The following is a 12,783-nucleotide window of genomic DNA, read 5'->3' as shown; positions in this document are numbered from 1 at the left end:
GCCCTTCGGTGTGAGGGTGTGTCAGGCGGTTCGGGAGGTGCCGAGGCCTAGAAGGCCTCCTCCGCCAGCTCCATGATCTCGTTGTCGATGCCCTCGGCGATCAGGCGCTGCGGGGCGACGGTCGGCAGGACGTTCTTGGCGAAGAAGCGGGCCGCCGCGACCTTGCCCTGGTAGAAGGGGACGTCCTTCTCCGAGGCGCCGGCCTCCAGCTTGGCCAGAGCCACCGCGGCCTGGCGCAGCAGCAGCCAGCCGACCACGACGTCGCCGGAGACCATCAGCAGGCGGGTGGTGTTCAGGCCCACCTTGTACATGTTCTTGACGTCCTGCTCGACCGAGGTGAGGTCGGCCAGCAGCTTGCCGACGATGGCCTCCAGGTCGCCCGCGGCCTTGGCGAGCAGCTCGCGCTCGGCGGCCAGGGCGTCGCCGCCGGCGGCGGAGCCGAGGAACTTCTGGATCTGCTCGGACAGCGCGGTGAGCGCCTGGCCGCCGTCCTTGACGATCTTGCGGAAGAAGAAGTCCTGGCCCTGGATCGCCGTGGTGCCCTCGTAGAGGGTGTCGATCTTGGCGTCACGGATGTACTGCTCGATCGGGTACTCCTGGAGGTACCCGGAGCCGCCGAAGGTCTGCAGCGACTGGGCGAGCTGCTCGTAGGACTTCTCCGAGCCGTAGCCCTTGACGATCGGCAGCAGCAGGTCGTTCAGGCGCTCGGCGGCCTCGTCGCGCTCGCCGCGCAGCTTGGCGGCCATCATGTCGTCCTGGGTGGACGCGGTGAACAGCACCAGCGCGCGCATGCCCTCGGCGTAGGCCTTCTGGGTGAGCAGCGAGCGGCGCACGTCCGGGTGGTGGGTGATGGTGACGCGCGGGGCGGTCTTGTCCATGAACTGCGAGATGTCGGCGCCCTGCACGCGCTCCTTGGCGTACTCCAGGGCATTCAGGTAGCCGGTGGAGAGGGTGGCGATGGCCTTCGTGCCGACCATCATGCGGGCGAACTCGATGATCTTGAACATCTGGCGGATGCCGTCGACCTTCTCGCCGAGCAGCCAGCCCTTGGCCGGGTGCTTGGCGCCGAAGGTCATCTCGCAGGTGTTCGAGGCCTTGAGGCCCATCTTGTGCTCGACGTTGGTGGCGTAGACGCCGTTGCGCTCGCCCAGCTCGCCGGTCTCCCAGTCGAAGTCGAACTTGGGGACGATGAACAGGCCCAGGCCCTTGGTGCCCGGCTTACCGCCCTCGGGGCGGGCCAGCACCATGTGGATGATGTTCTCGGACATGTCGTGCTCGCCCGAGGTGATGAAGCGCTTCACGCCCTCGATGTGCCAGGAGCCGTCCTCCTGCTGGATCGCCTTGGTGCGGCCGGCGCCCACGTCGGAGCCCGCGTCGGGCTCGGTGAGGACCATGGTGGAGCCCCACAGGCGGTCGGTCATCCGCTTGGCGATCTCGAGCTGCTCCTCGGTGCCCTCCTCGGCGATGACGCCGGCGAAGGCCGGGCCGGAGGAGTACATCCAGATGGCCGGGTTGGAGCCCAGGATCTGCTCGGCGAAGGCCCAGATCAGCGAGTTCGGGGTGACCTGGCCGCCGATCGACTCCGGGATGCCCAGGCGCCACCACTCGGCGTCCATGAAGGTCTGGTAGCTCTTCTTGAAGGCGGCCGGGATCGGCGCGGTGTTGGTCTCCGGGTCGAAGACCGGCGGGTTGCGGTCGGTGTCGGTGAAGGACGCCGCGAGGTCGTTCTCGGCGAGGCGCGAGATCTCGCTCAGGATGTTCTTCGCGGTCTCGACGTCCATGTCCGCGAACGGTCCGGTGCCGTACACCTGCTCGCGGCCGAACACCTCGAAGAGGTTGAACTCCACGTCACGCAGGTTGGACTTGTAGTGACCCATGGCCGTTATCTCCGGTTCGTCGCTTCCGGGAGACCGCCGCGTTCCGGCGTCCCGTACCCACCAGTAGGCATCATGATGCTACCCAGCGGTAACTTGGGCAAGCCCCCGCCCGTGAATCGGCTATGAACGTGGTCACGTCCCACAGCCCGAGCGGCCACTCCTTGTCAGGATCGGTGCCAGCGGAGCGGGGTGCGCTGCCGCTAGCCTGTCCGTGTGTACGGATATGACCAGAACACATACCCGGGCGACCCCTACCAGCAGCAGGCGGGACCGCAGCAGGGCATGAACGGCATGCCCGGACCCGACGCCTACGGCGGGCAGGCGCAGCCCCCGCAGCAGTCCCTGTACCCCGAACCGTCGCCGCCCTCACTCGCGGACGCGGTGCGGGCCTTCACCACCGGCTCGATGGCGGTCGAGGACTTCCAGGCGATCTTCATCACCTCGAAGGTGCACTGCCCGCGCGGCGACCGCCCCGGCTTCCTGGCGCTGCACAACACCCCGACGCCGGTGATCCCGATGTTCAGCTCGCTGAAGGAGCTGCGCCGCTACGCCGGCAAGGACTCCAAGCACTTCACCGTGACCGGCGCCGAGGTCCTGGACCTGCTGCCGACCGGGTACGGCTTCGCGCTGGACATGGAGGGCGAGCACCGGATGGTGTTCGACGCCAAGGCCGTCGAGCAGATGGTCGACTTCACCATGCGCCGGATGTACGGCTGATCCGTCCCGGGAGAGGGAGCGCCGCTCCTTCGTCACCACATAGTTCAATTTTCAACTTGCTTGTTGTTGAGGATTGAACTAACCTCGTGCACGTAGGCCAGACCACCCCCCGAAGGAGGCCGACATGCCCGCCGTGACCGTCGACAACCCGCTGACCCTCCCGCGCGTCACCACGCCGGACCCCGCCGTCACGAGCGCCCGGCCGGTCCTCACCGTGGCCACCGCTCCCGAGGGCTTCGAAGGCGAGGGCTTCCCCGTCCGCCGCGCCTTCGCCAAGATCAACCAGAAGTACCTCGACCCGTTCATCATGATGGACCAGATGGGCGAGGTGGACTACGCGGCCGGCGAGCCCAAGGGCACCCCCTGGCACCCGCACCGCGGCTTCGAGACCGTCACCTACATCATCGACGGAACGTTCATCCACCAGGACTCGCACGGCGGCGGCGGCACCATCACCGACGGCGACACCCAGTGGATGACGGCCGGCTCCGGCCTGCTGCACATCGAGACCCCGCCGGAGTCGCTGGTGCGCTCCGGCGGCCTGTTCCACGGCCTCCAGCTGTGGGTGAACCTGCCCGCCTCGGACAAGATGATCGCCCCGAAGTACCAGGACATCCGCGGCGGCAGCGTCAAGCTGCTCAGCACCGAGGACGGCGGCGCGCTGCTCCGGGTGATCGCCGGCGAGCTGGGCGGCCACCAGGGCCCCGGCACCACCTTCACCCCGATCACCATGATCCACGCCTCGGTCAGCCCCGGCGCCCAGATCACCCTGCCCTGGCGCACCGACTTCAACGCCCTCGCCTACGGCCTCGCCGGCAACGGCTCGGCCGGCACCGAGCACCGCCCCTTCCACCGGGGCCAGGCCGTCGTCTTCGGCGACGGCGACTCCCTCACCATCCGCGCCGACGAGAAGCAGGACTCCCGCGACACCAACTTCGAGGTCGTCCTCCTCGGCGGCCTCCCGATCCGCGAGCCCGTCGCCCACTACGGCCCGTTCGTGATGAACAGCCACCGCGAACTCCAGCAGGCCATGGAGGACTTCCAGGCCGGCCGGCTCGGCACCATCCCCGCCTCCGGCCGCTGACGGCTCGGAGCCGGTGCGGCGCGGCGCGGCGGCCGCGGGCGAGACCCGCGGCCGCCGCGCCGTACCCGGTCACAACAGCGCGTAGAGGGCCGAGGCGTCGTCGTGCGTCTTGCCGCGCGGCCAGCGCTCGCACTCGGCGTCGGCCCGCTCCACCGCCCGGACCTGGGCGATCAGCTCGCCCGGCCCCGACTCGGCGAGCAGCCGCAGCACGTCGCCCCAACTCCCCAGCCCGAAGCGCTCGGTGTAGCGCGAGGCGCCGTCGGTGAGGGCGGCCAGCGCGCGCAGCCCGTCCAGCGGGACGAAGCCGGTCTCGGCGTGCTCGGCCGCCCGCGGGCTGGCGGCGGCGATCCACGGGCCGTTGCCCCGGTTGCGGGCGGCCCGCACGGCGAGCGCGTACTCCAGGTGCAGCGCGGCGCGTTCGGCCGAGCCGGGGACGGTCTGCCAGACCTTCCGGCGCAGCGCCTCCCCGCCGGGGAAGCGCTGGTTGTCCCCGATCACCTTCGGCGGGCCGTCCTTGGGCTCCAGCACCAGCAGGGAGTCGCCGAGCACCAGGTACTCCAGCGCCCCGCCGTGCCGCCGGGCCGCGACGACCATCGCGGCGGGGGTGTTGGGATGGGCCAGGTCGCAGCGGCCGCCGTGCAGCGCGGCCGTCTCCACGATGGCGTCGGCCAGGCACTCGGCGATCGAGCGGTCCGGCCGGTCGGTGAGCCGGGCGAGCAGGTGCACGCCCAGCCGGCGCACGTACCAGGCGGTGCCGTGCCGGCACCCGGACTCCAGGCCGGTCGGCGAACTCGCGCCGTCCAGCAGGACCAGCGCCTCCGGCGAGGCGGCCGCGAAGTCCTCGCTCTCGCGGTCGGGCCGCCGTGCTTCCCCTGCGAGCTGTAGCTGCATCCCGACAGTGTGGCCGCCGCCCCCGGCCCGCGCCCAGACCCGTGCGCCGGTGCGGCGCGGGCCGGGGCGCGGCGCCCGGTGGCAGCGGGGGTGATTCGGCCATACCGTCGGACAGTGACCGGACGATTCGGCCAATCGGAGCGGGCCGGGTTTGGGATCACCTTCGGGTATCCGGGACGCCCGCGACTGACGAGGAGCGGAAGATGTTCTGGCAGTTCATCGTGGTGCTGGCCGCCTCGCTCGGCTTCCCGACCGCCGTACTGCTCTTCCTGATCGGCGGGCCGCGCTTCCCCGACGAGCGGCGCGGCCCCGACACCCGGGGCCCCGACGCCCGGGGCACCGGGAGTTCCCGGATCGCCTAGGCCTTCCGGGATCCCCCGCGTCCCGGACGCCCCCGGCGCCCGCAGCCCCGCTGCCCCGCCGCCCTGAGTTCGCTCGGCCGCTACGGCTTCCAGGCCGGGTCGCGGCCGAGCAGCGCCAGGGCGCGGGCCGACCGGCCGGCGCCGCCGCCGGGTTCGAGCCCCGGACCGAAGGCCCGCCCGGGCGCCCTGGCCTCCGGGGTGCTCGGGACGGCCTCCGCCACCGTCAGCAGCGCGGTGGCCAGCGCGTCGTCGCCGTCCACCGCCGCGACCAACCCGTCCCGGGTGCCGAGCGCGGCGGCCGCGTCCCAGCCGTGCACCAGGGTGTCCAGCAGGTGGAAGCCCACCGCCGCGGCGAACGGGAACGGCCCGCCGTCGCGGATCTCGGGCAGCCAGAGCGGCCGCTCCGCGGCGGCCGCCGCCCGGAAGGCCGCCGTGAGGTCGGCCCCGCTGCGGCGGAAGGCGCCGGCCGGGTCGGCGCCGAGCGGGGCGTCCGCGAACAGCGCCGGGTCCGGCCCGGCACCGCGGGCGGCCGCGGCGAAGCCCTGGTGCTGGCCCACGCAGTGCTCCAGCAGTCCGCGCAGCGTCCAGCCGGCGCAGGGGGTCGGCAGGTCCAGCTGGTCCGGCCGTACGCCGTCCACCACCTGGACGGCCAACTCCATGGCCCGCGCGTGCAGTTCGACGATCACCGTGCTCCTCATGCGGCGGCGGCCTCCAGTCCGGCGGAGATGAATCCGATCACCTGGTCGACGACGGCCGGCTCGGCGATGATCCGGCGGTGGCCGAGCCCCCGGGTGACCACCAGGTCCAGCCGCTCCCCGTACGCCCTGCGCAGCCGGTGCGCCTCGCTCAACGGGACGACGGTGTCGCCCTCGTCGTGCACCACCAGGACCGGGCAGCCGACCGCGTCGACCTGGCGGGCCGCGTCGTAGCGCTCCCAGCCCCCGGCGTCCCCGCCGAACAGCTCCCGTTCGATCCGCGCCCGCAACGCCCGCTCCACGTCGGCGTTCAGCCCGAGCCCGGCGCAGAACGCGGCCGGGAAGAAGCCGACCCGGGACACCCCGGAGACGGCGGCCAGCCGCCCCGCCCGCAGGCCGTCGGCCAGCGCCCCGAAGGCCGCGCAGCCACCGAGCGAGTGCGCCACCACGCCCTCGAACGGCCCGTACCGGTCCTGGAGCCGCAGCGCGAGCTCGCGGTACTCGGGCACGCTGGTGGTCCGGCCGCCGGAGTCGCCGTGGCCCGGCGCGTCGAAGGCGACGGCGCTCAGCCCGAGCGCCCGCAGCCGGGGCACGTACGGGGCGAACCGGGAGGCCCGGGAGCGCCAGCCATGCAGCAGCAGCACCGGCCGCTCGCCGCTCCCCCAGCGGTAGCCGACCACCTGTTTGCCGCCCACGGCGAGCCGTTCGGTGACCGCCCGCTCGTGCACCTCCCGCTCCGAACCGCGCACCCGGCTGCGCCGCAGCGGGTGCCTGAACAGCTCGAAGGCGGCCCGCCCGGCCAGGCCGGGGGCGATCCGGGCGGTGGGGTTGAGGGTCGTACGGATCAGTCCCTGAGTCGGGTCCATCGGGTCTCCCTGCTCTTCGCGCTCCTTGTCACGCCTCGCTCGGGCGAGATATTAGCACGACCGTTCGTGCAGTTTTCCGAGGATTCCCCGGGCCCGCCCAGGCGCGCGTCCGGGCCCGCCACGGCGCACGCACTACCCTGGGCGGCACCCACGACGAGCAGAACAGGGGCGGACGATGGCCGGACCGACCACGGACGGACGGGTCCTACGCGGCGAGGAGACCCGCCGGGCGGTGCTGCGCCGCGCCGTCGAGATCGCCTCCGTCGAGGGCCTGGACGCGCTCTCCATCGGCCGCCTCGCCACCGACCTCGGCCTGAGCAAGAGCGGCGTCTTCGCCGGCTTCGGCTCCAAGGAGGAACTGCAGCTGGCCACCGTCCGCGCCGCCCGCCGGATCTTCGCCGACGCCGTCGTCACCCCGGTCGCCGACACCCCGCCCGGCCTCGCCCGGGCCCGGGCCCTCTGCGAGGGCTGGCTCGCCTACTCCCGCGCCCGGGTCTTCCCCGGCGGCTGCTTCTTCTACGAGGTCACCGCCGAGTTCGACGCCCGCCCCGGCGCCGTCCGGGACGCCCTGGCCGGCTGCGCCGGCGAGTGGTTCGACACCGTCGTCGAGACCCTCCACGACGCCCGGGCCGCCGGCGCCCTGCGCCCCGACACCGACCTCGGGGACCTCGCCTTCGCCCTGATCGCCGTCCTGGAGACGGCCAACTCCCAGGCCGTGCTGCACGACGAGGACACCCCGTACGAGCGGGCCGGCCGCCTGCTGCTGCGCCTGCTGCGCGCCGAGGCCGCCGACCCGGCGGACCCGGCGCTCGCCTAACTCCCAGCCAGGGCCCGTTCGACGAGGGCGGCCTGGGCCAGCAGGCGCTCGTCCCCGCCCTCCGCGCCGACCACCTGGAGCCCCAGCGGCAGCCCCTCCCTGGTCCGCCCGGCGGGCAGGCTCAGCGCCGGCCGCCCGAGGAAGCTCCACGGCAGCGACATCACCGCGTCCCCGGTGCTGTGCAGGCCCTCCGGCGCGCCGCCGGTCGCCGAGGGCGCCAGCCACAGGTCCACCCCGGCCGCCGCGCCCGCCTCCGCCACCCGCTCGCGCAGCCGCTCCCGGAACCGCAGGGCGGCCGCCCGGTCCTCGGCCGTGACGCCCTGGCCGGCCCGGATGCCCGCCACCGTCTCCGGCCGGTAGAGCCCGCCGAAGCGGGCGAACCAGTCGGCGTGGGTCCGGGCCAGCTCGAAGCGGTTGACCGTCTGCAACTGCCGGACGATCCCGGCGAAGTCCGGGAACAGCCCGACCCGGCGCACCGCGAACCCGGCCCGTGTCAGCCGCGCCGTCTGCTCCTCGAAGGCGCGCAGCGCGGCCGGTTCGGCCCGCTCCAGGTACGTCCCGTCCGGCACCCCGAGCACCGGCGCTTCCGACCCGTCCCGCACCGCCCGCCAGCCGTCGCAGAGCAGCGGGGCCGCCAGGGCCGCGCCCGCCAGGTCGGCGGTGAAGATCCCGAGGGTGTCGAAGCTCGGCGCGTTCGGGATCACCCCGGTGATCGGGATCCGGCCGTACGTCGGACGGAAGCCCACCACCCCGCAGTACGCGGCCGGGCGGACCACCGAGCCGACCGTCTGGGTGCCGACCGCCAGCGGCACCAGCCCGGCCGCGACCGCCGCCGCCGAACCGCTGCTGGAGCCGCCCGGGGTGTGCCCGGGATGGTGCGGGTTGCGGGTCGGGCCCGGGGCGCTCGCGGCGAACTCGGCGGTCACCGTCTTGCCCGCGACCAGCGCCCCCGCCGCCCGCAGCCGGTCCACCACCACGGCCTGCGGCCCGGCCAGCACCCCGGGCGGCAGCGCCGAGCCGCCGTGGGTGGGCAGTCCGTCGACGTGCACGACGTCCTTGACGCCCACCGCCACCCCGTACAGCGGCGGCCGCCCGCCCGGCTCCGGGTACCGCGCGGCCAGCTCCCGCGCCTGCGCCCGCAGCCGTTCGTACCGCCCCGGCTCCGGCACGAACGCGTGGACCAGCGGGTCCACCCGCTCGATCAGCGCGCACAACCGGTCGACGTACTCGGGCAGTTCCGGCACACCGGCGCGCAGCCCGGCGGCTTCGTCGGTCAACGGCCGCCGCCGGACGAGTGGTTCCTCCATGCCGGTCACGGTAGACCGGCTTCAGGGGCGGTGTTCGCCCGCCAGGTACGGTGCCTCGCGCAGGAAGTACGCCCCGCAGGTGTGGCAGCACAGCTCCGGGGTCCTCCCCCAGTCCACCGCCTCCCGCACCCGCGCCCCCGGATCGAGCTCCCGCCCGCACATCGCGACGCTCTCCTCACCCCGGACCACGTGCCACAGCCGAACCCCCTCGGCCGCACCGCCGGCGCCGTACTCGGCTCGCATCTGGTGCATCATCCCCCCATCGTCCGACCCCCTCCCACCCCCGGCAACCGGGGCCCACGGCCACCGGGCCGGGGCGGGCGACGGTCAGGACGCGGCCTGGAGCAGCGCTCCGTCCTGCCACTTGAGGATCTTTTGATCCCCATAAGCCCGTGACCTGCGAGTTCGACCAGAAAAGTCCCGCTGACCAGGCGGAACTACGTTCAGTAGTTCGCACTGGTCAGCGGCACTTTTGGCCTTCATGTGCCCCCGATGTGCTCTCGTTTCGCACCGGTCTTCGGCGCCCTGCAAGGAGACTGGGGCTGTTGATCGGCAGGTCAGCCGGCGGCGGGCGAACCGCTGCTGCTGCGGTCGTCGAGGACGATGTGCGGCTGCTGCAGGCGGTCGTTGCCTACCTCGTCGTCGGCGGGTCGGGTGCTGTTGATGACGGCGGCGATGCGCTCGTAGCTGGTGACGGCGAGGGTCCACGTCTCGATGCCGGTGTCCTTGCCGAGGCCGCTGCACACGGTTTCCCGGAGCGCGTTGAGAAGGGCGAGGGTGCTCCGGCCGGACAGGACCGTGTCCTCGTTGCTGTCGTTGACCGGCTTCGAGAAGTGGTCGGTGCCTTCGACCTGAGCGGCCAGGAAGTCCCAGGTCTCGGGGTGGCAGGAGATCGAGACGGTCTTCACCGCGGCGGCCTTGCGGAGGGTGCTGACGTGGTTCTCCCAGACGAAGGGCTCCGGGATCAGGCCGGACACGTCGTTGGCGCACCCACTCGGGAGGTCATCGACTGAGGCCTGCTCCTGTGCGACTGCTTCCGTGCGCTCGGGTTCGACCTCCGCGTCCTGCGCCGCAGCCACGGAGGGGCGCAGGAGATCTGCGAGCTGGGCGGCGACCTCGGTTGCGATCAGCCGTGCCTGATCCTCCGGAGAGGCGGTGGCGGTGGTCGGCTCGGGCGCGGGCGCTTCGGCGGACTGCACTTCCGGCTCGGGCGCTACAGGCTCCGGAAGGCTGCCCTGGCGCTCGGCGAGCTTGGCGGCCACCTCGGCGGCGATCTGGCTGAGCTGGTCCTTGGTCAGGGCGGGCGGGGTGACCGGCGCGTTGTCGGCGGGGGTGGTCTCGGACACGGTCGTCTCCTCGCTGTCGAATTCCGCGGCCTCGCCGGTCACGGTGGGGGTGGCCGGCTCTGCGGCCTGCTCGGATGCCGGGAGCTCGGCGTTGGGAAGCCCGGTGGCGTCGACGGAACCGTCGCTGTCGTCGTCGCCGGGAGAGTGAATGGCGTCGTTCTGGCCGTCCGCCTCCGGAGAGACTCCCGCCGACTGGCTCACGGCCCCATCAGGGGAGTCGGTGGCAGACCGAGGCGAGTCGTCGGGGCCGACGCCCAGGGGGGAACGGATGCTGTTCTGCAGGGCGCTGAGCTCGGCCCGCAGGTTGCCCAGCTGACGGTGGAGGCTGCGGTTGTCCTGATGGGCACGGCTGGCTTCCTGCTGTTCCCGGGCGATCGCCTCGAAGAACTCGTCGCGGTGCTCGCTCAGGCCGGCCGCCAGCGTCGCGCTGAGTTCGGCCCGCAGGTTATCGGTGTTGTTGCGGATCTCCTCCAGGCCGGCCTGCAGGGCCGTCCCGACCTCTGCGCGCAGCAGTTCGACCTGATGGGCGGTGCCCCTCGCCATATCCCCTCCCGATCTCGCGCGCCTGTCGGGCTCGCGGCGGGTACAGCGTGGCGGCAAGGGCCAACGCGCGATGAGGAGATAAGTGGGACTGTCGAGATCGCGTCGGTTACTGTCTGAGATTGGATCAACACGCCGGAGTGGTGGTTCGTCAGTTCGACCTGCACCTTCTCCGGAGTGACGTGCCGTACTTCCGTTCGACTCGCCGTTAGGACTCGAACAGGGTCGGCTGATTCCAGGGCGAGGCTATGGGTTGCCCCTGAGGGCCGAGTAGGCGTGCCAGTTGGTCGGCCTCGTGTTCGGTGAGGTCGGAGAGGAGGCGCGCCGTTGTGCCGATGAGTTCATCGAGAGGAACGTGGCTGCGGGCACCTCGTGCACTGGCCAAGCGGTAGGTGAAGCTGCAGTGCAGGACCGCACCGGAGGGTGTTGGCGCATCCGCCTCGATGACCGCTTCAGCCCGGCCCAGCGCCTCGCTGATGCCGGCGAGCTGGGAGTCGTGAACGACGTTGTCTCCAGGGCTGTCGTAGCCGATGCGTCGATCGGTGACGAGCATTCGGATTGACGTAAGCGGGATGGAGAACCGGTCGGCCCGAGCGCGTACATCGTCCAGAGTGGGCTCGTCGTACCTTTCGGTCGTGTCGAGATCCTTCTGCGTCTGGGCAACGTATGCCCGAAAGCGTGACATCTGCAGAACGAGGTTGCCTTGATCCACTGCCCAGCGCCAAGGGCCGATCGGCGCGTTGGACGTGGTCCCCGGAGTAAGCACGCAAACGTGACTCTGCCACTGCTGAGCCGCCGGCCGCATGAGGTGCTGAAGGTTCTCCGGATCGCGAACCGGTGTGCGAAGCAGGAGCGGCAGGTTGATCAAGGGAAGCAGGCGACTCCAGAAGCCGCTGTCAGGAATCTCCTCAGCACTGAGAAGGTAGGCGAGGGTGGATTCGTCCAGGCGGCCGGAGCGTCGCAACGTGCCCGGGAAGCTGGCCAGGGTGGAGCCTCCGCCCTGCCAGAGGGCAGCCATGAAGGCCGTCATCCGGTCCGCGACCAGGGGCACCATCCGGGCGGATACCGCTTCCACCGCCACACGCGTCGGTGCGACATCTCCTTCACGGGCAGCTTCCACGCCGCTGACGACAGCACTCCTGAACCGGGTGATCGCGGGGCCGTCCAGGGCGCCATGCCCGCCTTCGATCACGGAGCTGGAGATGAGCCGAGGGACGCTGGGGGTGTCCTGGGTAGGAACCAGCTCACCGAAGGCCGGAGTGTCGAGGAGCAGAGTTTGACGTTCGGTGGCTGACGGTTGGAGGTCTGCCGCCGCACGGGACGCTTCGAGCTGCCCCAGGGACACGATCATCGGTCGGTCCTTGGTCTGCAGCCGGGCGATGTCGTCCTGGAGCTCCGCCGGGTTGGCCGTTGTACGGAGATAGACGTGACGGTCGGGGGTACGAGTCGCCTGAGGCCAGCGGATCACCATGTCCGGGGCATAGGTGTGGTTGAAGAAGCCTGTCGCGATGACCTCGGCGCGGGGGTCCATCCGGCGTAGTTGCTGCCCGATGATCTCTTTGACCCGGCCGAAGGGCTGCCTCGGATCCGTCTCGTCGAGCGCGGCCATGATCGCCTGCGACGCCTGATTCACCACTGCTCTCCCTTACGGATCAGTTCGGCAGCCACGATGGCTTCCCAGTCCTTGAGGGGGACCAGCGTCTCCTGCTTCTCTGACAGCACGATCAGCCACAGCCGCGACGCGACCATCGCAACGATCTCGGGGTCGATCGCCGACTCAGCGGCAGCTCGGTCAGCCGTTCCGAATACGCGTTCGTGGTGGAGCAGAACTGCCGTCTCGACATGCTTCGGCGAGTCCAACTGCGACCAGGTGTTGGCGCGGAAGGGAGCCCATGTGATCCACATGAGGTGATCACTCAGGAGATGACCGTTCTGGCACGCGACATAGCACTTCGCCACGAACTCATCGAACTGAGTTCCCTGGTCACTGGGCTGCTGGTAGTTCTTCACCTCGGCACAGAACATGTCCCCGTGGTAGGGGGCGCCACGCATGGCGCCTCCCAGGTCGAAGGAGAACGTCTGCCCGCCATGAGGCCATGCCAGAGTCAGCCGTCGGGCGCACGACGGCGAGTCGGTGTTCGCATATGCGCCCGAGATTCTCATCGTGCCCTCAAGCCACATCTTTGCCCGGCGGGCGCCTGAGAATCCCTTGAGGTGGGCGTCTTCCCCCACTGCCACGTTGATCAGCCTAGAGGACTCCAACGGGCTCCTACCACTAACA

General features: G+C 71.5%; 13 protein-coding genes. 4 read left to right on the top strand and 9 right to left on the bottom strand.

Annotation, left to right across the window (positions count from 1 at the left end):
* Positions 1-47: 47 nt before the first annotated feature.
* Complete coding sequence (locus ACIQI7_RS08495) at positions 48-1,877, bottom strand: acyl-CoA dehydrogenase (RefSeq protein ID WP_387758992.1); 1,830 nt, start codon at positions 1,875-1,877, stop codon at positions 48-50.
* Between the two features lie 213 nt (positions 1,878-2,090).
* Here ACIQI7_RS08495 and ACIQI7_RS08490 point away from each other — a divergent pair, with 213 nt between their 5' ends.
* Positions 2,091-2,594: an SseB family protein gene (locus ACIQI7_RS08490; protein WP_387758990.1), complete on the top strand. Its 504-nt coding sequence runs from the start codon at positions 2,091-2,093 to the stop codon at positions 2,592-2,594.
* A 124-nt stretch (positions 2,595-2,718) separates the two neighbouring features.
* Complete coding sequence (locus ACIQI7_RS08485) at positions 2,719-3,678, top strand: pirin family protein (protein ID WP_387758989.1); 960 nt, start codon at positions 2,719-2,721, stop codon at positions 3,676-3,678.
* A 69-nt stretch (positions 3,679-3,747) separates the two neighbouring features.
* On the opposite strand, the gene ACIQI7_RS08480 is transcribed toward ACIQI7_RS08485, so the two are convergent.
* Positions 3,748-4,569, bottom strand: a complete 822-nt coding sequence (locus ACIQI7_RS08480) for an integrase (RefSeq protein ID WP_401106389.1) — start codon at positions 4,567-4,569, stop codon at positions 3,748-3,750.
* Positions 4,570-4,772: 203 nt separating this feature from the next.
* Between ACIQI7_RS08480 and ACIQI7_RS08475 the strand changes: the two genes are divergently transcribed.
* Positions 4,773-4,931, top strand: coding sequence for a hypothetical protein (locus ACIQI7_RS08475; RefSeq protein WP_401106386.1), 159 nt, complete (start codon positions 4,773-4,775; stop codon positions 4,929-4,931).
* Between the two features lie 80 nt (positions 4,932-5,011).
* Here ACIQI7_RS08475 and ACIQI7_RS08470 read toward each other — a convergent pair whose 3' ends face one another.
* Both ACIQI7_RS08470 and ACIQI7_RS08465 read right to left on the bottom strand, forming a co-directional pair.
* The gene (locus ACIQI7_RS08470) at positions 5,012-5,629 is read right to left on the bottom strand and encodes a TIGR03086 family metal-binding protein (RefSeq protein ID WP_401106383.1); all 618 of its coding nucleotides are present in this window, start codon (positions 5,627-5,629) and stop codon (positions 5,012-5,014) included.
* Entirely contained in the window at positions 5,626-6,492 is an 867-nt protein-coding gene (locus ACIQI7_RS08465) for an alpha/beta hydrolase (RefSeq protein ID WP_401106381.1), read from the bottom strand. The genes ACIQI7_RS08470 and ACIQI7_RS08465 overlap by 4 nt, the downstream gene beginning before the upstream one ends.
* Before the next feature lie 175 nt (positions 6,493-6,667).
* Here ACIQI7_RS08465 and ACIQI7_RS08460 point away from each other — a divergent pair, with 175 nt between their 5' ends.
* The gene (locus ACIQI7_RS08460; RefSeq protein WP_401106379.1) at positions 6,668-7,309 is read left to right on the top strand and encodes a TetR/AcrR family transcriptional regulator; all 642 of its coding nucleotides are present in this window, start codon (positions 6,668-6,670) and stop codon (positions 7,307-7,309) included.
* Here the strand turns inward: ACIQI7_RS08460 and ACIQI7_RS08455 are convergent.
* The 5 genes from ACIQI7_RS08455 to ACIQI7_RS08435 all read right to left on the bottom strand — a co-directional run bounded on the left by ACIQI7_RS08455 (position 7,306) and on the right by ACIQI7_RS08435 (position 12,740).
* Positions 7,306-8,616, bottom strand: coding sequence for an amidase (locus ACIQI7_RS08455; RefSeq protein WP_401106376.1), 1,311 nt, complete (start codon positions 8,614-8,616; stop codon positions 7,306-7,308). The two genes, ACIQI7_RS08460 and ACIQI7_RS08455, sit on opposite strands and share 4 nt — an antisense overlap.
* A gap of 21 nt (positions 8,617-8,637) precedes the next feature.
* Positions 8,638-8,859, bottom strand: a complete 222-nt coding sequence (locus tag ACIQI7_RS08450) for a hypothetical protein (RefSeq protein WP_401106375.1) — start codon at positions 8,857-8,859, stop codon at positions 8,638-8,640.
* Between the two features lie 314 nt (positions 8,860-9,173).
* Positions 9,174-10,505: a hypothetical protein gene (locus ACIQI7_RS08445; protein ID WP_401106373.1), complete on the bottom strand. Its 1,332-nt coding sequence runs from the start codon at positions 10,503-10,505 to the stop codon at positions 9,174-9,176.
* A 205-nt stretch (positions 10,506-10,710) separates the two neighbouring features.
* The gene (locus ACIQI7_RS08440) at positions 10,711-12,135 is read right to left on the bottom strand and encodes a hypothetical protein (RefSeq protein ID WP_401106372.1); all 1,425 of its coding nucleotides are present in this window, start codon (positions 12,133-12,135) and stop codon (positions 10,711-10,713) included.
* Entirely contained in the window at positions 12,132-12,740 is a 609-nt protein-coding gene (locus tag ACIQI7_RS08435; protein ID WP_401106369.1) for a hypothetical protein, read from the bottom strand. Before ACIQI7_RS08435 ends, ACIQI7_RS08440 begins: the two co-directional genes overlap by 4 nt.
* Between the last annotated feature and the right edge of the window lie 43 nt (positions 12,741-12,783).

Source organism: Kitasatospora sp. NPDC092039 (assembly GCF_044756065.1).
Lineage (GTDB): Bacteria > Actinomycetota > Actinomycetes > Streptomycetales > Streptomycetaceae > Kitasatospora.
This window is presented reverse-complemented; position numbering and strand designations above follow the sequence as displayed.